The sequence below is a fragment of the Streptomyces sp. TRM68416 genome (genome assembly GCF_014596915.1).
In the GTDB taxonomy this organism is placed as follows: domain Bacteria; phylum Actinomycetota; class Actinomycetes; order Streptomycetales; family Streptomycetaceae; genus Streptomyces.
This window is the reverse complement of record NZ_JACVWU010000012.1, coordinates 85,651-105,072: the sequence shown is the minus strand read 5'-3', so window position 1 is coordinate 105,072 and position 19,422 is coordinate 85,651. Positions and strand designations below refer to the sequence as shown.

Annotated in this window: 18 protein-coding genes; 8 read left to right on the top strand and 10 right to left on the bottom strand. The window is 68.2% G+C overall.

Going from position 1 to position 19,422, the window contains the following annotated elements:
* Positions 1–115: 115 nt before the first annotated feature.
* The 3 genes from ICC28_RS20355 to ICC28_RS20345 form a co-directional block, all read right to left on the bottom strand.
* Positions 116–1,378, bottom strand: a complete 1,263-nt coding sequence (locus ICC28_RS20355; protein ID WP_188290065.1) for an MFS transporter — start codon at positions 1,376–1,378, stop codon at positions 116–118.
* A gap of 86 nt (positions 1,379–1,464) precedes the next feature.
* Complete coding sequence (locus ICC28_RS20350) at positions 1,465–2,547, bottom strand: inositol-3-phosphate synthase (RefSeq protein WP_188290064.1); 1,083 nt, start codon at positions 2,545–2,547, stop codon at positions 1,465–1,467.
* 44 nt (positions 2,548–2,591) lie between these two features.
* The gene (locus ICC28_RS20345; RefSeq protein ID WP_188290063.1) at positions 2,592–3,275 is read right to left on the bottom strand and encodes a PadR family transcriptional regulator; all 684 of its coding nucleotides are present in this window, start codon (positions 3,273–3,275) and stop codon (positions 2,592–2,594) included.
* Positions 3,276–3,663: 388 nt separating this feature from the next.
* On the opposite strand from ICC28_RS20345, the gene ICC28_RS20340 reads away from it, so the two are divergent.
* Positions 3,664–6,318: a transglycosylase domain-containing protein gene (locus ICC28_RS20340; protein ID WP_188290062.1), complete on the top strand. Its 2,655-nt coding sequence runs from the start codon at positions 3,664–3,666 to the stop codon at positions 6,316–6,318.
* A 121-nt stretch (positions 6,319–6,439) separates the two neighbouring features.
* A complete protein-coding gene (locus tag ICC28_RS20335; RefSeq protein ID WP_188290061.1) occupies positions 6,440–7,939 on the top strand; it encodes a glycosyltransferase family 87 protein in 1,500 nt (499 codons plus the stop codon).
* Between the two features lie 89 nt (positions 7,940–8,028).
* On the opposite strand, the gene ICC28_RS20330 is transcribed toward ICC28_RS20335, so the two are convergent.
* The 3 genes from ICC28_RS20330 to ICC28_RS20320 all read right to left on the bottom strand — a co-directional run bounded on the left by ICC28_RS20330 (position 8,029) and on the right by ICC28_RS20320 (position 10,786).
* Positions 8,029–9,060 carry an alanine racemase gene (locus ICC28_RS20330; protein WP_188290060.1) on the bottom strand — a complete coding sequence of 344 codons (1,032 nt, stop codon included), beginning with the start codon at positions 9,058–9,060 and terminating at the stop codon, positions 8,029–8,031.
* Between the two features lie 101 nt (positions 9,061–9,161).
* On the bottom strand, positions 9,162–10,283 hold the full coding sequence (femX, locus tag ICC28_RS20325; RefSeq protein WP_188290059.1) for a peptidoglycan bridge formation glycyltransferase FemX: 1,122 nt from the start codon (positions 10,281–10,283) through the stop codon (positions 9,162–9,164).
* A gap of 188 nt (positions 10,284–10,471) precedes the next feature.
* Positions 10,472–10,786 carry a hypothetical protein gene (locus ICC28_RS20320; RefSeq protein WP_188290058.1) on the bottom strand — a complete coding sequence of 105 codons (315 nt, stop codon included), beginning with the start codon at positions 10,784–10,786 and terminating at the stop codon, positions 10,472–10,474.
* Between the two features lie 263 nt (positions 10,787–11,049).
* Between ICC28_RS20320 and rpsF the strand changes: the two genes are divergently transcribed.
* From rpsF to rplI, 4 genes are all read left to right on the top strand, one after another.
* On the top strand, positions 11,050–11,340 hold the full coding sequence (gene rpsF, locus ICC28_RS20315; RefSeq protein WP_005482942.1) for a 30S ribosomal protein S6: 291 nt from the start codon (positions 11,050–11,052) through the stop codon (positions 11,338–11,340).
* A gap of 77 nt (positions 11,341–11,417) precedes the next feature.
* Positions 11,418–12,005, top strand: coding sequence for a single-stranded DNA-binding protein (locus ICC28_RS20310; protein WP_188290057.1), 588 nt, complete (start codon positions 11,418–11,420; stop codon positions 12,003–12,005).
* Positions 12,006–12,062: 57 nt separating this feature from the next.
* Complete coding sequence (rpsR, locus tag ICC28_RS20305) at positions 12,063–12,299, top strand: 30S ribosomal protein S18 (protein WP_003949403.1); 237 nt, start codon at positions 12,063–12,065, stop codon at positions 12,297–12,299.
* Between the two features lie 18 nt (positions 12,300–12,317).
* Entirely contained in the window at positions 12,318–12,764 is a 447-nt protein-coding gene (rplI, locus tag ICC28_RS20300; protein ID WP_188290056.1) for a 50S ribosomal protein L9, read from the top strand.
* Between the two features lie 138 nt (positions 12,765–12,902).
* Here rplI and ICC28_RS20295 read toward each other — a convergent pair whose 3' ends face one another.
* Positions 12,903–14,249, bottom strand: a complete 1,347-nt coding sequence (locus ICC28_RS20295) for an MATE family efflux transporter (protein WP_411158614.1) — start codon at positions 14,247–14,249, stop codon at positions 12,903–12,905.
* 449 nt (positions 14,250–14,698) lie between these two features.
* Here ICC28_RS20295 and dnaB point away from each other — a divergent pair, with 449 nt between their 5' ends.
* Positions 14,699–16,177, top strand: a complete 1,479-nt coding sequence (dnaB, locus tag ICC28_RS20290) for a replicative DNA helicase (RefSeq protein ID WP_188290054.1) — start codon at positions 14,699–14,701, stop codon at positions 16,175–16,177.
* 35 nt (positions 16,178–16,212) lie between these two features.
* Here dnaB and ICC28_RS20285 read toward each other — a convergent pair whose 3' ends face one another.
* Complete coding sequence (locus ICC28_RS20285) at positions 16,213–16,776, bottom strand: dihydrofolate reductase family protein (protein ID WP_188290053.1); 564 nt, start codon at positions 16,774–16,776, stop codon at positions 16,213–16,215.
* 245 nt (positions 16,777–17,021) lie between these two features.
* On the opposite strand from ICC28_RS20285, the gene ICC28_RS20280 reads away from it, so the two are divergent.
* Positions 17,022–18,356, top strand: coding sequence for a serine hydrolase domain-containing protein (locus ICC28_RS20280; protein ID WP_188290052.1), 1,335 nt, complete (start codon positions 17,022–17,024; stop codon positions 18,354–18,356).
* Between the two features lie 72 nt (positions 18,357–18,428).
* Here ICC28_RS20280 and ICC28_RS20275 read toward each other — a convergent pair whose 3' ends face one another.
* Together ICC28_RS20275 and ICC28_RS20270 are read right to left on the bottom strand one after the other, a co-directional pair.
* Positions 18,429–18,881: a GNAT family N-acetyltransferase gene (locus ICC28_RS20275; RefSeq protein ID WP_188290051.1), complete on the bottom strand. Its 453-nt coding sequence runs from the start codon at positions 18,879–18,881 to the stop codon at positions 18,429–18,431.
* Between the two features lie 9 nt (positions 18,882–18,890).
* Positions 18,891–19,349 (bottom strand): MarR family winged helix-turn-helix transcriptional regulator, encoded by a 459-nt coding sequence (locus ICC28_RS20270; protein WP_188290050.1) that lies wholly within the window; start codon positions 19,347–19,349, stop codon positions 18,891–18,893.
* Between the last annotated feature and the right edge of the window lie 73 nt (positions 19,350–19,422).

The following is a 19,422-nucleotide window of genomic DNA, read 5'->3' as shown; positions in this document are numbered from 1 at the left end:
CCCCCTAGAACATGGGTGAGTGGCGCGAATGAGTCGCGCATAAGACCCACGTAAGTTATCGGGCCGCACTGACAAGTCAGTAGTCAGGAGGGGCTCTGTGTCACTGATGTGACACTTACTGGCGTTCAAAACGGGCCATAGCAGTAGCAACTGCTGCGTAGATAACGGCGACCGTGACCACCAGATGCACCGAGCGGCCGTCGGGCGGCAGCATCAGGGCGGAGACACCGGCGGCGCCGACGAAGGCGGCGTTGAAGAGGACGTCGTAGAGGGAGAAGATCCGGCCACGGAAGCCGTCGTCGACCGAGGACTGCACGATGGTGTCCGTGGCGATCTTCGCGCCCTGGGTGGTCAGGCCCAGGACGAACGAGGCGGCCAGCATGGGGACGGTGGCGAACGGCAGCCCCAGGGCCGGTTCCAGGAGCGCGGCGACCGCGGCGCACACGACGATCCAGCGGCCCGGTCCGAGCCGTCCCGCCGCCCAGGGCGTCAGGACGGCCGCCGCGAAGAAGCCGGCTCCGGAGATGCCCAGCGCGAGCCCCAGCAGGGCGAGCCCCTCGTCCGTGGTCGAGGAGAACTCGTAGCGGCACAGCATCAGCAGCATGACCAGCAGGGCGCCGTAGCAGAAGCGCATCAGGGTCATCGTGCCGAGCGCCCAGGCCGCCTCCCGGCGGGGCGGCGCGGCGAGATGGCGGACACCGGCCATGAGGTCGCGGGCGGTGCCGGAGAGGGCCGCTGTCAGGCGGGGTTGGACCAGCTCGCGGTCGGGGCCCAGCAGTTCCCGGGACATGCGCAGTGACGCCAGCGCCGCGCACAGGTACAGGGCGGCGCCCAGCACCACCACGGCCGCGTCGGAGTCGGCGACCAGCAGGCGTACGACGAAGGCGAGGCCGCCGCCGGCGGTCGCGGCGAGCGTTCCGGCCGTGGGGGACAGGGAGTTGGCCATCACCAGGCGTTCTTCGTCGACCACGCGGGGCAGGGCGGCGGACAGGCCGGCGAGGACGAAGCGGTTGACTGCGGTGACGCACAGGGCGGAGACGTAGAACAGCCACTCCGGGACCTGGCTGACCATCAGGACGGCGGTCGCCGTGGCCATCAGGGCGCGCAGTAAGTTGCCGTAGAGGAAGACCTGGCGGCGGCGCCAGCGGTCCAGGAGGACGCCGGCGAAGGGGCCGACGAGCGAGTACGGCAGGAGCAGGACGGCCATGGCCGAGGCGATGGCGGCGGCCGAGGTCTGTTTCTCCGGGGAGAAGACGACGTAGGTGGCGAGCCCGACCTGGTAGACGCCGTCGGCCCCCTGGGAGAGCAGCCGCAGGGTGAGCAGGCGCCGGAAGTCCTGGAAGCGGAGCAGAACGCGCAGGTCGCGGGCGACGGACATGGGGCACAGCCTCACATACGGGAAGGTCCCCGGGCCGTACGACCCGGGGACCCTTCTCGGCCCTGGCAGGAGCAGACTTGCGAGCCTTAGCGCTCGACCTCGCCCTTGATGAACTTCTCGACGTTCTCGCGGGCCTCGTCGTCGAAGTACTGGACCGGCGGGGACTTCATGAAGTAGCTGGAGGCCGACAGGATCGGGCCGCCGATGCCGCGGTCCTTGGCGATCTTCGCGGCGCGCAGGGCGTCGATGATCACACCGGCCGAGTTCGGGGAGTCCCAGACCTCGAGCTTGTACTCCAGGTTCAGCGGGACGTCGCCGAAGGCACGGCCTTCGAGGCGGACGTAGGCCCACTTGCGGTCGTCGAGCCAGGCGACGTAGTCGGACGGGCCGATGTGGACGTTCTTCTCGCCGAGGTCCCGGTCGGGGATCTGGGAGGTGACGGCCTGCGTCTTGGAGATCTTCTTGGACTCCAGGCGGTCGCGCTCCAGCATGTTCTTGAAGTCCATGTTGCCGCCGACGTTCAGCTGCATCGTGCGGTCCAGGATGACGCCCCGGTCCTCGAACAGCTTCGCCATGACGCGGTGCGTGATGGTCGCGCCGACCTGCGACTTGATGTCGTCACCGACGATCGGGACGCCCGCCTCGGTGAACTTGTCCGCCCACTCCTTGGTGCCGGCGATGAAGACCGGGAGGGCGTTGACGAAGGCGACCTTGGCGTCGATGGCGCACTGGGCGTAGAACTTCGCCGCGTCCTCGGAGCCGACGGGCAGGTAGCAGACGAGAACGTCGACCTGCTTGTCCTTGAGGACCTGGACGACGTCGACCGGGGCCTCGGAGGACTCCTCGATCGTCTCCCGGTAGTACTTGCCGAGGCCGTCGAGGGTGTGGCCGCGCTGGACGGTCACGCCCGTGCTCGGCACGTCGCAGATCTTGATGGTGTTGTTCTCGGAGGCGCCGATGGCGTCCGCGAGGTCGAGGCCGACCTTCTTCGCGTCGACGTCGAACGCGGCGACGAACTCCACGTCCTTGACGTGGTACTCACCGAACTGCACGTGCATCAGGCCGGGGACCCTGGACGCCGGGTCGGCGTCCTTGTAGTACTCGACTCCCTGCACCAGCGACGCGGCGCAGTTGCCCACGCCGACGATGGCTACGCGAACCGAACCCATTCCGGTTGCTCCCTGTGTGTACGAGTGAGGCCCTGACTGGGCGCTCACGTGGCGGTGTCGCCGGGCGTATCCGTCCCGGGGGTGTCCCCGGGACGGGGCAGGCCGCCCGTCGATCCATTGGTGTTGTCCTGCTGAGCGGACCCCCCGGAGCCGGAACCCTTCAGGTCCCGTCCGGCCCGCTCGCTCTCGATGAGCTCGTTCAGCCAGCGCACTTCGCGCTCCACGGACTCCATTCCGTGGCGCTGGAGCTCAAGCGTGTAGTCGTCGAGGCGCTCCCGGGTGCGGGCCAGGGAGGCGCGCATCTTCTCCAGGCGCTCCTCCAGCCGGCTGCGACGGCCCTCCAGTACGCGCATGCGTACGTCGCGCGAGGTCTGCCCGAAGAAGGCGAAACGAGCGGCGAAGTGTTCGTCCTCGTACGCGTCGGGGCCGGTCTGCGACAGGAGGTCCTCGAAGTGCTCCTTACCTTCTGCCGTCAACCGGTAGACGATCTTGGCGCGACGCCCGGAGAGTGATGCGGCCAGGGCGTCCTCGGGGGCGCTCCCCGGCTCTTCGATCAACCAGCCGTTGGCGACCAGCGTCTTGAGGCAGGGATAGAGCGTGCCGTAGCTGAACGCACGGAACACGCCCAGTGACGTATTGAGTCGTTTGCGCAGCTCATAGCCGTGCATCGGGGATTCGCGGAGCAGGCCGAGGACGGCGAACTCAAGGATCCCGGAGCGCCGGCTCATCGTCGCCTCCTCTCTGCCGCGACCCGTGTGACCGGGTGCCCTGACGGTTCTTATGTCGCGCTGATGTATCGACTCGATACATCACGACGATAGAACGGTCCGAGAGATGCGACAAGGGGGGGAATGGTGAACGGGATCACATCAATGATTCATGGGAAGCGAGTTGCCTGATTTGGGGTGAACTTCGGGGCTAGGCGGGTTTTGACGGTGCGTAGTCTGTGCGCCATGCACACCACCGGGAACCGAGTGATGCCTGGGGGCGTCGTCGTCCCCGGTGCAGTACGGGTGAATGCGGAACCAGCCGCGTCCGTACTTCGGGGGGACCGGAAACCAGCCGCCGTTTCCAGGCGCGTCACACGGGTGCGCCTGCCCGAGGAGTAGTCGTTCGATGAGCGAGCACCGTCGCAAACCGCCGCAGCCGCAGGGAGGCGGACGTGCCGCGGCCCGACGCGGCCAGTCCGGCTCGTCCTCCGGCCGCCGAGCGGCACCGCGAGGCGCCACCGGATCTCCTTCCGACTATGGGACGGCTTCCCATGCGTCGGAGTCCTACGGTCCGGGAGGCGAGGAGCGTCAGTACGGCGGCCGCGCCGAAGCCCGGCGTGCGGCCCAGAGAAGCGGAGGCGGCCGCCGCAGGGCTGCGGAGCCGGGCCGACGGGGCGGCGGTGGCCCGAACGGCCCGGGGCGGGGACGCGGCCGTACGGCGCCTCCCGCCAAGAAGCGGTTCATCGACTACCCGCGCGCGGGCAAGTACGGCTGGCGCCGCTGGACGCCGTCCTGGAAGCTCGTCTCCGGCCTGAGCCTGGCCTTCCTCGGCTGCCTGGTGATCATCGCAGGCCTGGGGTACGCGATGGTCTCCATCCCCAGCCAGAACGCCGCGGCGAAGTCGCAGAACAACGTCTACTACTGGGCCGACGGCACGCAGATGGTCGCCACGGGCAGTGGCGAGAACCGGCAGAACGTCGACCTGGCCGAGATCCCCAAGGCCATGCGCTACGCCGTGATCTCGGCCGAGAACAAGAGCTTCTACGACGACTCGGGCGTCGACCCCATGGGTATCGCCCGCGCGCTGGCCAACATGGCCCGGGGCGGTGACGTGCAGGGTGGTTCGACGATCACCCAGCAGTTCGTCAAGAACACCTACCTGAGCCAGGACCAGACGGTCTCGCGCAAGTTCAAGGAGATGTTCATCTCCATCAAGGTGGGCACGAAGCTCAGCAAGGACGAGATTCTTGAGGGCTACCTGAACACGTCGTACTACGGCCGTGGCGCGTACGGCATCCAGGCCGCCGCCCAGACCTACTACGGCAAGGACGCCAAGGACCTCACGGACAGCGAGTGCGCCTTCCTCGCCGCTCTGCTGAAAGGCCCGACCTACTACGACCCCGCGGGCAACCAGGACCTCGACTCCCGCGCGACTCCCAAGCAGAACCGCCAGAACTCGGAGAAGCGCTGGAGCTGGATCCTCGGTGAGATGCACAAGGACAAGTACCTCACGGACGCCGCGTACCAGAAGGCCATCAAGAAGTACCCCGAGCCCGACGGCCGCAAGGCGGCCAAGGGCATGACCGGCCAGATCAGCTACCTGGTCGACACGGCCAAGAAGTACGTCCTGGCCCACTCGGACATCCCCCAGACGCAGTTCGACCAGGGCGGCTACCAGATCTACACGACCTTCGAGAAGAAGAAGGTCGAAGCGCTGGCCAAGGCCGTCAAGAAGATCGAGGACGAGCGTCTCGACCCGAAGAAGAGGGAACTGGACCGGCACGTCCAGTTCGGCGCCGCGTCCGTCAAGCCCAACGACGGCGCGATCGTCGCCCTCTACGGCGGTGCCGGGTACGAGAACGGTCACTTCACCAACAATGCGGACACCGCCGGTGTGCCGGTCGGTTCGACGTGGAAGCCGTTCGTGCTCGCCGCGGCCATGCAGTACGGCACGTACAGGAGCGACGGTGAGGGCGTCTCGCCGATGAGCAAGTACAACGGCGACGACAACCTCAAGGTCAAGCAGAACGACGGCACCTATGTGCTGAAGAAGGACAACACACCCTTCTACCAGAAGAACGAGAGCGAGTACCCCTGGGGCTACATCACCCTGCGCAAGGCGATGGAGCAGTCGGTCAACACACCGTTCGTGCAGCTCGGTATGGACGTAGGGATGGACAAGGTCGCCGACGTGGCCCAGAGCGCCGGCATCCTGAAGGGCTCCCTCGCGTACCGCAACGCGTCCTTCGCCCTCGGCACGTCGACCCCCAGCGCGATCCGCATGGCCGATGCCTACGCGACGTTCGCGGCCTCCGGCAAGCAGGCCGACCCGTACTCGGTGACCGAGGTCAAGCACGGCGGACAGCCGGAGCCCGGCTTCTCCAAGCCGAAGATCAAGCAGGCGATGCCCGAGAACGTGGCCCACAACGTCACGGACGTCCTGGAGAACGTCATCCAGAACGGTACGGGCACGAACGCGAAGGCCCTGGGCCGCACGGCGGCCGGCAAGACCGGTACCACCGACGAGAACAAGTCCGCGTGGTTCGTCGGCTACACGCAGCAGCTGTCGACCTCGGTCGCGATGTTCCGTGAGAACCCCAAGAGCCACGCCCTGCTCTCCATGAACGGCACGGCCGGTGTGGACTCCATCCACGGTGGTGACATCCCCACCGAGGTGTGGACCGAGTACATGAAGGCCGCGCTGAAGGGCGAGGACGACCCCGGGTTCCCGGAGGCCGAGGAGATCGGCGAGGTGCAGGACGGCGAGGGGGCTCCGTCTCCGACTCCGACCGTCACCGCCGAGGAGCCCAGCCCGACCCCGAGCGAGACGAAGGAGGACAAGCCCGACAAGGACCAGCCGGAGCCGACTCCTTCGCCCACGGCCAGCGAGACCTGCCAGTTCGGCTGGTGCGACGGTGGCACGTCCAACGGTGGCACCGACACGGGCGGTACGGACGGCGGCGTGACGTCCTCGCCGACACCCACGGAGTCGAGCGACACCAGTAACGGCAATGGCAATGGCAACGGCAGCGGAGGCCTCTTCGGAGGCTCGAACGGGTAGCGCCGACCGTTAGGCGCCATATCGCCCGTCGAGGGTGTTTCACGTGAAACATGGGCCGCCGCACCGACCAGGTGCGGCGGCCCACGGCGTTTTCGCAGACGCGTACGGCAGGATGTGGCCCATGCCCAGTGCAGAGACGACGCAATCGAGCGTGCACGAGCCGGACCCGGTGCGGCCGACCGAGGACGACGAGGTGGCCCGCAGCGGCAGCGAGCTGATCGGCGGTCCCATCGGGCGGCGTGCCCTGCTCGGGACGTCGTGGTGGACCCCCGTACGGGTCGTTGTCCTCGTGGCGATCGGCATGTTCGCCCTCGGACTGGTCCAGAAGGCGCCCTGCTACAACGGTGCCTGGTTCTACGGCGCCAGCTCGCAGTACACACACGCCTGCTACTCCGACATCCCGCACCTCTACCAGGGACGCGGCTTCGCCGACGGCCTCGTGCCGTACTTCGACAGGCTCTCCGGCGACATGGAGTACCTCGAATACCCGGTGCTGACCGGCGTGTTCATGGAGGTGGCCTCCTGGCTCACGCCGGGCAGCGGCAGCATCCAGGACCAGGAACAGTGGTACTGGATGGTCAACGCCGGAATGCTGATGGTCTGCGCGGCCGTCATCGCCGTCTGCGTGAGCCGTACGCAGGCCAGGCGCCCCTGGGACGGCCTGCTGGTCGCCCTGGCGCCCGCCTTCGCGCTGACCGCCACCATCAACTGGGACCTGCTGGCGGTCGCGCTGACGGCCGCGGCGATGCTGATGTGGTCGCGGGGCCGCTCCCTGTCCTTCGGCGTCCTGCTGGGGCTTGCCACGGCCGCCAAGCTCTACCCCGTCCTCCTCCTCGGCGCGCTGTTCGTACTGTGCTGGCGGGCGGGCAAATGGCGGGACTTCGGGAAGGCGGTGGGCGGCACGGCCTTCGCCTGGCTGGTCGTGAACCTTCCGGTGATGCTGCTGGCCTTCGACGGCTGGTCGAAGTTCTACACGTTCAGCCAGGAGCGGGGCGTCGACTTCGGCTCCTTCTGGCTGATCATGGCCCAGAACTCCAGCGACCCCCTCAGCACCGAGACCGTGAACAACCTCGCCGTCGTGCTGATGCTGCTGTGCTGCGCCGGTGTGGCGGCGCTGACGCTGACCGCCCCGCGCCGTCCGCGCTTCGCCCAGCTCGCCTTCCTGATCGTGGCGGCGTTCATCCTCACCAACAAGGTCTACTCGCCGCAGTACGTCCTGTGGCTGGTCCCGCTGGCCGTCCTCGCCCGCCCGAAGTGGCGGGACTTCCTGATCTGGCAGACGTGCGAAGTGGCGTACTTCCTGGGGATCTGGATGTACCTCGCGTACACGACCAGCGGGGACGCCCACAAGGGGCTGCCGACCGACGGCTACCACTGGGCCATCGCACTGCATCTGCTGGGGACGCTCTACCTGTGTGCCGTGGTCGTCCGCGACATCCTCATGCCGGAGCGGGACGTGGTGCGCCGGGCCGGCGACGACGACCCCTCGGGCGGGGTGCTCGACGGCGCCCAGGATGTCTTCGCCCTGGGCGCAGCGGCCCGTCCGTCCCGGCACGCGGCCCACTACGACGGGCCCCAGGTGGAGTGGGGCGCACCGGGGCCGGAAGACCGTTCGCTCTGAGCGAACACGGCTTCAGGGGCTTGGTGAACAGAAAGGCCGTGTACGGGACAGCCCGTGCACGGCCTTTGTGCTGCGCTTGAGTCCGCTGCTCAGCGGTCGACGATGCGGTCGAACTGGGTGGTGGTGTGCCGCAGATGGGCCACCAGCTCGTCGCCGACCTTGGGCTCGGGCGCGTCCGAGGGCACGAACAGGATGGAGACCTGCATGTGCGGCGGCTCGGCGAACCAGCGCTGCTTGCCGCCCCAGACGAACGGGGAGAGGTTGCGGTTGACCGTGGCGAGGCCGGCGCGGGCGACGCCCTTGGCGCGCGGCATGACGCCGTGCAGCGCCTTGGGAGCCTCCAGGCCGACCCCGTGCGAGGTACCGCCCGCAACGACGACCAGGAAGCCGTCCGAGGCCGCCTTCTGCTGCCGGTAGCCGAAGCGGTCGCCCTTGGCGACACGGGTGACGTCCAGGACCGCGCCCCGGTACTCGGTGGCGTCGTGGTCGCCCAGCCACAGCCGGGTGCCGATGCGGGCGCGGAAGCGCGTCTGCGGGAACTGCTGCTGGAGACGGGCGAGTTCCTCGGCCTTGAGGTGGCTGACGAACATCGTGTGCAGGGGCAGCCGGGCCGCGCGCAGACGGTCCATCCAGCCGATGACCTCCTCGACGGCGTCCGAGCCGTCGGTGCGGTCCAGCGGCAGGTGGATGGCGAAGCCTTCGAGGCGGACGTTCTCTATGGCGGCGTGCAACTGCGGCAGGTCCTGCTCGCTCACACCGTGCCGCTTCATCGAGGACATCACCTCGATCACCACCCGGGCCCCCACGAGGCCGTACACGCCGTCGATCGACGACACCGAGCGGATGACCCGGTCGGGCAGCGGCACGGGCTCCTCGCCGCGCCGGTACGGCGTCAGGACCAGCAGGTCACCGCCGAACCAGTCCTTGATGCGCGCGGCCTCGTACGTCGTGCCGACGGCAAGGATGTCCGAGCCCAGCCGGGTGGCCTCCTCCGCGAGGCGCTCGTGCCCGAAGCCGTAGCCGTTGCCCTTGCAGACCGGGACGAGGCCCGGGAACTGCTCCTGCACGTGCTTGTGGTGCGCCCGCCAGCGCGCGGTGTCGACGTAGAGCGTGAGCGCCATGGCCGGACCTGGAACCTTTCTCGTGGCTGCGGTGTATCAGAGGTGTGGAAGCGAACGAGGTTGTCGAAGCTGTCGAAACCATCGAAGCAAAAAGCCGTGGCTCAGCGGCGCGACATGTAGATGTCGAGCGCCTTGTGGAGGAGCTTGTTCAGCGGGAAGTCCCACTCGCCGAGGTACTCGGCGGCCTGACCGCCCGTGCCCACCTTGAACTGGATCAGACCGAAGAGGTGGTCGGTCTCGTCCAGCGAGTCGGAGATGCCGCGCAGGTCGTAGACGGTCGCGCCGAGCGCGTAGGCGTCGCGCAGCATCCGCCACTGCATCGCGTTCGAGGGCCGGACCTCACGGCCGATGTTGTCGGAGGCACCGTAGGAGTACCAGACGTGCCCGCCGACGACCAGCATCGTCGCCGCGGCCAGGTTCACGCCGTTGTGACGGGCGAAGTACAGCCGCATGCGGTTGGGGTCCTCGGTGTTGAGGGCCGTCCACATGCGCTGGAAGTACGACAGCGGGCGGGGCCGGAAGTGGTCGCGCACCGCCGTGATCTCGTACAGCCGCTGCCATTCCTCGAGGTCGTGGTAGCCGCCCTGGACGACCTCGACACCGGCCTTCTCGGCCTTCTTGATGTTGCGGCGCCACAACTGGTTGAAGTTCTTGTGGACCTCTTCCAGCGAGCGGTTCGCCAGCGGCACCTGGAAGACGTAGCGGGGCTGTACGTCACCGAAGCCGGCCCCGCCGTCCTCGCCCTGCTGCCAGCCCATACGGCGCAGCTTGTCGGCGACCTCGAAGGCGCGCGGCTCGATGAAGTCGGCCTCGATGTCACGCAGCCGCTTCACATCGGGGTTCTGGATCCCCTGCTTGATGGAGTTGGCCTCCCAGCGCCGGATGATCACCGGCGGGCCCATCTTCACCGAGAAGGCGCCCTGGTGCTTCAGGTGCGCGAGCATCGGTTCCAGCCAGTCCGTGAGATTCGGCGCGAACCAGTTGATGACCGGGCCCTCGGGCAGATAGGCCAGGTAGCGCTTGATCTTGGGCAGCTGACGGTAGAGGACCAGGCCCGCGCCGACCATGTCGCCGGTCCGGTCGTCGAACCAGCCGAGGCTCTCGGAGCGCCACTCGGCCTTGACGTCGGCCCAGGCCGGGACCTGCATGTGGCTAGCCGCCGGCAGGCTCTGGATGTACGCCAGATGCTGCTCGCGGCTGATCGTCCTCAGGGTCAGGCTCATTCGGGGCGCTCCTCGGGCTGGTGTGTCCCCATGGGTACAGGGGCTCCGGCTCTCGCGCCGAAGCCTACTGCGCCTTGCGAGCGCCCTGACTGGGCGTACGGAAGCTGCGCCCCGGCCCGGTGGGCGACCGGGGCGCTTCAGCGGTGCTGTGGGAGTTGTCCGGGGGTCCGAGGACGGCGTCTACGGCGTCAGCCGATGACCCCGCCGAAGAGACCGCCGTGCGCCATGCCCAGGAAGAACCCGATGGCGGCCGCACCGAGGCCCACGATCAGGCCGAAGCGCTCGCGGGTCGTCTCCGAGATCCACTGGCCGTAGGCGCCGGTGCCGATGCCCAGCAGGCCCGTCCAGGAGCTGAGCAGGTGCAGGTCGTGGAACATCGCGGTGACGAAAGACGTGAGGCCCAGCACCAGGGTCACCGCGAGCAGCGTGTCCTGGAGCGGGTGGGGCTTTCCGTCCGTGGCGAAAAGACCCCCGACGGTGTTGGGTCGCAATGCCTGTGCCATGGGGCACCTCCTGCGAAAGTCGGCGCATCGTAGCGCCATACACACCCGATGTGTACAGATTGTCGGTCCTGGCCGCCGGATTTCAACCGGAAGCCGGTGTGCGGGTAGGCTGTACCGTCTGCACCGGTGTCTGCCCACGTCACGGCCGGGACTCCCGAGAGGGACCCCGATTGTCAGTGGCGGCCGATACCGTTGCGTACGCATCACAACCCTCCTGCCACGGAACGACCGTGGCCGCTGAGTCCAAAGGAGGTGGGTTCCACATGCGTCACTACGAGGTGATGGTCATCCTCGACCCCGATCTGGAGGAGCGCGCTGTCGCCCCCCTGATCGAGAACTTCCTCTCCGTCGTCCGTGAGGGCAACGGCAAGGTCGAGAAGGTCGACACCTGGGGCCGTCGTCGTCTCTCGTACGAGATCAAGAAGAAGCCCGAGGGCATCTACTCGGTCATCGACCTGCAGGCCGAGCCTGCGGTCGTCAAGGAGCTCGACCGCCAGATGAACCTGAACGAGTCGGTCCTCCGGACCAAGGTCCTCCGCCCCGAGACCCACTGAGCTCTCCCGCTCAGCCGATCTCGGGATTCGAGTAGCAGCACAAGCAGCCAGCAGCAAACCCGCCGAGAGGTTCCCCCATGGCAGGCGAGACCGTCATCACGGTCGTCGGCAATCTTGTCGACGACCCCGAGCTGCGCTTCACCCCTTCCGGTGCGGCGGTCGCGAAGTTCCGTGTCGCGTCCACCCCGCGCACCTTCGACCGTCAGACCAACGAGTGGAAGGACGGCGAGAGCCTGTTCCTGACCTGCTCGGTCTGGCGTCAGGCAGCGGAGAACGTCGCCGAGTCGCTCCAGCGAGGCATGCGCGTCATCGTGCAGGGCCGGCTGAAGCAGCGGTCCTACGAGGACCGTGAGGGCGTCAAGCGCACGGTCTACGAGCTGGACGTCGAGGAAGTCGGCGCCAGCTTGCGCAACGCCACGGCCAAGGTCACCAAGACCGCCGGCCGCGGTGGCCAGGGCGGTGGCTTCGGTGGCGGTGGCGGCCAGGGTGGCGGCGGCTGGGGTGGAAACCCCGGCGGCGGTCAGCAGGGCGGCGGTGCTCCCGCCGACGACCCGTGGGCGACCGGCGCTCCTGCCGGTGGCCAGCAGGGCGGCGGTGGCGGCGGCTGGGGTGGAAACTCCGGCGGCGGCGGTGGCGGCGGCTACTCGGACGAGCCCCCCTTCTAGGCCTCCGGGCCGAGGGTGGGTCGTACCCACACTTCTTGATCACACAGGAGAATCACCATGGCGAAGCCGCCTGTGCGCAAGCCGAAGAAGAAGGTCTGCGCTTTCTGCAAGGACAAGGTCACGTACGTGGACTACAAGGACACGAACATGCTGCGGAAGTTCATTTCCGACCGCGGCAAGATCCGTGCCCGCCGCGTGACCGGCAACTGCACGCAGCACCAGCGTGACGTCGCCACGGCCGTCAAGAACAGCCGTGAGATGGCGCTGCTGCCCTACACCTCCACCGCGCGATAAGGGAAGGGTGACCGACTAATGAAGATCATCCTCACCCACGAGGTCTCCGGCCTCGGTGCCGCGGGCGACGTCGTCGACGTCAAGGACGGTTACGCTCGCAACTACCTGATCCCGCGGAAGTTCGCTATCCGCTGGACCAAGGGTGGCGAGAAGGACGTCGAGCAGATCCGTCGCGCTCGCAAGATCCACGAGATCCAGACCATCGAGCAGGCCAACCAGGTCAAGGGCCAGCTCGAGGCGGTCAAGGTGCGTCTGGCCGTTCGCTCCGGCGACGCCGGTCGTCTCTTCGGTTCCGTCACCCCGGCCGACATCGCTTCCGCGATCAAGGCTTCCGGTGGCCCCGAGGTCGACAAGCGCCGCATTGAGCTCGGTGCGCCGATCAAGACCTTGGGCGCTCACGAGACGTCCGTGCGTCTGCACCCCGAGGTTGCCGCCAAGGTCAGCATCGAGGTTGTCGCGGCCTGATCGCCGCGTTCGGCTTGAACAGCTGAGAGAAGGGGCCGTACCCATGGGTACGGCCCCTTCTCCGTGTCTGTCGCGGTCTGTCCTCGCTGAGAGGCGAGGGACATGTTTCACGTGAAACGTCGGTTTCACGTGAAACAGTCAGCGCGTCGCACCGGTGACGATCCAGCGGCCCGAGCGGGCGCGCCACCACAGTGTCAGCATTCGCACCGTCATCATCAGCGTCATTGCTCCCCACAGGGCGGTGAGCCCGCCGCCGAGTACGGGGACGAGCAGGGCGACCGGAGTGAACACCGCCAGGGTGAGCACCATGGCCCAGGCCAGATACCGCCCGTCCCCCGCTCCCATCAGGACTCCGTCCAGGACGAAGACCACACCGCAGATCGGCTGGGAGAGCGCCACCATCAGCAGAGCGGGGAGCGCGGTGTCCTTGACGGCCGTGTCGCTGGTGAACAGGGGCAGGAAGAGGGGGCGGGTGATCACCACGAGTAGGGCGAGGACGATGCCGGCCGCGATGCCCCACTCCACCATGCGGCGGCAGGCGGCACGGGCGCCTTCGGCGTCGTCCGCGCCGAGATATCGGCCGATGATGGCCTGCCCTGCGATGGCGATGGCGTCGAGGGCGAAGGCGAGCAGGCTCCACAGGGACAGGATGATCTGGTGCGCCGCGATGTCGGCGTCACCGAGGCGGGCCGCGACCGCCGTGGCGATCATCAGGATCGCCCGCAGAGAGAGCGTACGTACGAGCAGGGGCAGGCCGGCGTGTGCGGAGGCCTTGATGCCGGCCGCATCGGGACGCAGCGAGGCCTGGTGTCTGCGGGCTCCGCGGACCACGACCACGAGGTAGGCCGTGGCCATGCCGCACTGGGCGATGACGGTGCCCCAGGCGGAGCCCGCGATGCCGAGATCGGCGCCGTAGACGAGGCCGAGATTGAGGGCGGCGTTGGCGACGAAGCCCGCGACGGCGACGTACAACGGGGTCCTGGTGTCCTGAAGTCCGCGGAGAACGCCCGTGGCGGCGAGGACGACGAGCATGGCGGGGATGCCGAGTGCCGAGATCCGTAGGTAGGTCGTGGCGTAGGGGGCCGCGGTGTCGGAGGCGCCGAAGAGTTCCACGAGGGACGGCGCTGTGGGCAGGACGACCGCGATGACGGCCGCGCCGAGAAGGAGGGCCAGCCAGATGCTGTCCATGCCCTGGCGGATGGCGGCCTGGAGATCGCCGGCGCCGACCCGCCGGGCGACGGCCGCGGTGGTGGCGTAGGCGAGGAAGACGAAGACGCTGACGGCGGTCATGAGGAGGGCCGAGGCGACCCCGAGGCCGGCGAGTTGCGCGGTGCCGAGGTGGCCGACGATCGCGCTGTCGGCCATGACGAAGAGGGGCTCGGCGACGAGTGCGCCGAAGGCCGGGACGGCCAGCGCGACGATCTCTCTGTCGTGCTGTCGGCGGGTGGCCTTCGAGGTCGCGCGAGCCTGTGTCATGAGCACCAATCTAATCGTCCACAGGTAAGAGATGCAATTGCTGACTGACCCTTACCTAGCGTCTCGCCGCATGGAGTGTCGAGCGCCGTTCGATGTGATCTTGGTCCGACTGGGGAAGTTTTTCTTCTGCACAGCCGGTGGATGGGAAACGCGCAGGTCAGTGGCGTCCGCTTGGGAAAGGCGAGGGCTTGTTCACAGGCCTGTCCACCGTGTCGTGCACAGGTTTTGCGGAGTTCTCCACAGCATCCGGGCCGTCGTCCACATGCCCTGTGGATAACCAGATTGGCTGACGGTGCCGACAGGCCTACCGTGGTCCGGCGCCCGCTCCGTCCGTCGGTCGAGAAACCATCACAAAACCGACGCGCCCGAACTGGAGTTGGGCCTCTTATTTGTCAGTGGCGTGCCGTAGAAATGATGGGCACGCGAGGTCCGCTCGGCGGACGGGAGGAGGCTGCTCGGTGAGCATTTCCGAGCCCTTGGACGACCCGTGGGCCGACAGCGGGCCCAGTGATCGTCTGCCTGCCTCCCGCCGTCGCGGTAACGGCGGCCGTGGCCGTGACGAGCAGCACGACCGTGGCCGGGAGAACGGCGAGTGGGACGGCGGCGGTTCGACCTTCGAGCGGGTGCCGCCGCAGGATCTCGACGCCGAGCAGTCCGTCCTCGGCGGCATGCTCCTGTCCAAGGACGCCATCGCCGACGTCGTCGAGGTCCTCAAGGGCCACGACTTCTACAAGCCCGCGCACGAAACGATCTTCCAGGCGATCCTCGACGTCTACGCCAAGGGCGAGCCGGCCGACCCCATCACGATCGCCGCGGAGCTCACCAAGCGCGGCGAGATCAACAAGGTCGGCGGCGCATCGTATCTGCACACCCTCGTCCAGACGGTGCCGACGGCGGCCAACGCCGAGTACTACGCGGAGATCGTCCACGAGCGTGCCGTGCTGCGCCGCCTGGTGGAGGCCGGCACCCGCATCACGCAGATGGGGTACGCGGCCGACGACGACGTCGACGAGATCGTCAACCGGGCCCAGGCCGAGATCTACGCCGTCACCGAGCAGCGCACCAGCGAGGACTACCTGCCGCTCGGCGACATCATGGAAGGGGCCCTCGACGAGATCGAGGCGATCGGCTCCCGCAGCGGCGAGATGACCGGTGTGCCCACCGGATTCACCGACCTCGACTCGCTCACCAACGGGCTGCACCCGGGGCAGATGATCGTCATCGCGGCCCGCCCCGCCATGGGCAAGTCCACCCTCGCGCTGGACTTCGCGCGTGCCGCGTCGATCAAGCACAACCTGGCCAGCGTCATCTTCTCCCTCGAAATGGGCCGCAACGAGATCGCGATGCGCCTGCTGTCCGCCGAGGCGCGTGTGGCTCTGCACCACATGCGGTCCGGCACCATGACCGACGAAGACTGGACCCGTCTGGCGCGCCGGATGCCCGAGGTCTCCGCCGCGCCGCTCTACATCGACGACTCCCCGAACCTGTCGATGATGGAGATCCGCGCCAAGTGCCGTCGGCTGAAGCAGCGCAACGACATCAAGCTCGTGATCATCGACTACCTCCAGCTGATGCAGTCCGGTGGCTCGAAGCGCTCCGAGAGCCGTCAGCAGGAGGTCTCGGACATGTCCCGTAACCTCAAGCTCCTGGCCAAGGAGCTGGAGGTCCCGGTGATCGCGCTCTCGCAGCTCAACCGTGGTCCCGAGCAGCGCACGGACAAGAAGCCGATGGTGTCCGACCTGCGTGAGTCCGGTTCCATCGAGCAGGACGCCGACATGGTCATCCTGCTGCACCGCGAGGACGCCTACGAGAAGGAGTCCCCGCGGGCCGGCGAAGCCGACATCATCGTGGGCAAGCACCGTAACGGCCCGACCGCGACAATCACGGTGGCCTTCCAGGGCCACTACTCGCGGTTCGTGGACATGGCGCAGACCTGATCGTGTGGCCGTAGGAGGCGGCAGCGGGAGGCTGGTCAGCGGCTTGTCTCGTATCTGGTCAGGAGTACGCCGCCGGGGAACGTCCGTGTCTCCACCAGGTTGAGGTTCACCCAGGTGTCCAGCACGGTGAAGAACGGAGTGCCGCCGCCCACCAGGACGGGGGCCGTGGCCAGCATGTACTCGTCGATCAGCCCGGCCCTCATGGCAGCCCCGGCGAGCGTCGCGCCGACGATGTGCATCGGGCCGCCGTCCTCGGCCTTGAGCCGGGTGATCTCGGCGACCGCGTCGCTGGTGACCAGGCGGGTGTTCCAGTCGACCTTGTCGATCGTCGAGGAGAACACCACCTTCGACATGTCCCGCCAGCGGCGCGCGTACTCGATGTCCGCCGAGGTGGCGCCCGGCTGCTGGTCGGCGGTCGGCCAGTGGGAGCTCATCGTCTGCCACAGCTTGCGCCCGTACAGCGCCAGGTCGGTCGCCTGCAACTGGTCGGACCAGAACTGGAACAGTTCGTCGCTCGGAATGCTCCAGTCGAGGTTGTCGCCGGGCGCGGCGATGTAGCCGTCCAGGGACAGATTCATGCCGTAGATCAGTTTCCGCATGGTGCAGCCTTCCCTGCGTGGGTGTCCGGGAGATGGACCGGCGCGGCGCGGGAAACTCATCGGTGCGCGATCCGGGCTCGTCGGCCGTCCTCGTGCCCGGCGCCGGCGTGGTGTATTCGGCCGGCACGGGCAAACCGCCTGATCAGGCCAGGCGAGAGCGACATGTCATGAGCGTCGGAGCTCCAGGCGGTGTGCCGGGCCCTATGCGTTCGACTCCTGCCTGCCCCGCGGGGTGGACTGGGGGCATGACGACACCTCAGAAAGAACTGCTGGCCGGCACGCAGCGGGCGCTGCTGCACCGCATCGCCGTGGCCCAGGCCGAGGGGCGGGCGCCCTCGCTCGTGGCGGCGGTCGTGCGGGACGGACGCGCCGTGTGGCACGGGGGCCGTACGTGTGTGGACGGGCATGCACCGGACGAGAACGTGCAGTACCGGATTGGCTCGATCACCAAGACCTTCACGGCCGTGTTGGTGCTGAGGCTGCGCGAGGAGGGGCTGCTCGACCTCGGCGATCCGTTGGAGAAGCATCTGCCGGGAACGGGCGCGGGGGAGGCGACCGTGGCCGAACTGCTCGCTCATACGGCAGGGTTGGCGGCCGAGTCGCCCGGGCCGTGGTGGGAGCGCACGCCGGGTTCCCTGCGGCCCGAACTCTCCGATGTGCTGGGCGAGCAGCCTCTCCTGCACCCCGTCGGCCGCCGCCATCACTACTCGAACCCCGGCTACACACTGCTGGGCGCGCTGGTGGAGAAGCTCCGCGGGGAGCCGTGGGAGGACGTGCTGCGACGGGAAGTGCTCGAACCTCTCGGGCTGAAGCGTACGAGCGGGCGCCCACGGGCGCCGCATGCGGGCGGCTGGGCGGTGCATCCCTGGGCCGATGCGATGCTGCCCGAACCGGCGGAAGACCTCGGACGGATGGCTCCCGCCGGTCAACTGTGGTCCACGACCGGTGATCTGTCGCGCTTCGCTGCTTTCCTGATCAAGGGTGACGACCGTGTGCTGAGCGCGGAGACCGTGCGGGAGATGCGGACGCCCGCGGCTCCCGCCGAGTCGGCGGACGTCGTGGACGGCGTCACGTACGGTCTGGGACTTCAGATTCAGCACCGGCACGGACGGCTGCTCGCGGGGCATTCGGGATCGCTGCCGGGCTTCCTGGCGAGCCTGTTCTTCAGCGTGGCGGACGACGTCGCCGCCGACCTCGTGCGCATCGTCGCCGACGCCGAGCCGCGGATCCCCGAGCCCTGGCGGCCGATGGCCGAAGTCGACCGTTCCGTGCTGGAGTTGGCGGGCCAGTGGTACTGGGGAACCCATGCCTTCGGCCTGCGGCTGACGGCCGACGGGCTGCTCTCGCTGGAGCCGCTGTCCGGCAACGGTCGGCGCTCACGCTTCCGGGCCAACGGCGACGGCACCTGGACGGGGCTGGAGGGCTACTACGCCGGAGAGCTCCTGAGAGCCGTACGGCGCCCCGACGGAGGGGTCAGCCACCTCGACCTCGGGTCGTTCGTGTTCGCGCGTCAGCCGTACGACGAGGAGGCTCCTGTCCCCGGCGGTGTGGACCCGGAGGGGTGGCGAGGGATCGGTTAGTGGTCGTGGCGGCCGGTGGGCGCCCTGTTTCACGTGAAACAGGGCGCCCACCGGCCGGGGTGCCTCGCCCGGTCAGAGCGCGAGCTTGAAGCCCACGTGGGAGGCCGTGAAGCCGAGCCGCTCATAGAAGCGGTGGGCGTCGGTACGGGTGTTGTCCGAGGTCAGCTGGACCAACTGGCAGTCCTGGCGACGGGATTCGTCGATCGCCCACTCGATGAGCTGCGTGCCGAGGCCGCTGCCGCGCTCGTCGGCGTGGATGCGCACGGCTTCGATGATCGATCTGACGGCTCCGCGACGGGACAGCCCGGGAACGATCGTGAGCTGGAGCGTGCCGACGACGCGGCCTTCGCGTACGGCGACGACCAGGTGCTGGTTCGGGTCGCTGCTGAGCCGTTGGAGCGCGGAACGGTACGGGGTCAGGTCGTCCGGCGACTCGCGCTGGGCACCCAGCGGATCGTCGGCGAGCATCGCGACGATCGCGGGAAGGTCGTCGGCGACTGCGGCTCGTATTTCAAGATCTCCCATAGCCGCACTCTAAGCGGGCGCCTTCAGTGACTCGACCGCCCGGACGAGGGGGGCGAGTTCGGGGTTGTTCGCGGCTTCGTCGAGGGCCTGGCGCAGGGCGGTCTCGTTGGTGGGGCGGGCTTCTTCGAGGAGGGTGAGGCCTGCTTCGGTGACGTTGGTGTAGATGCCGCGGCGGTCGGTGGGGCAGAGGTAGCGGGCGAGCAGGCCGCGGTCTTCGAGGCGGGTGACCAGGCGGGTGGTGGCGCTCTGGCTGAGGACGACGGCGTCGGCGACCTGTTTCATCTGCAGGTGGCCGCCGTCGCCGTCGTGCTGGCGGCTGAGGACGTCCAGCAGGGAGTACTCGCGCACGCTGAGGCCGTGTCCGGTCTGGAGGGCGCGTTCGATGTGGGCCTCGATCCGTCCGTGCAGCAGGGAGAGCGCGCACCAGCCCTGGGCGAGGGCGGTGAGCGCGGGGTCAGTGGCGGTCATGGGTGTCTTCCTTCGTCCCGGAGCGGCTGAGGGTCAGGGTAGGGCAGCATCGAAATAGCCATCGTTTGCAAAT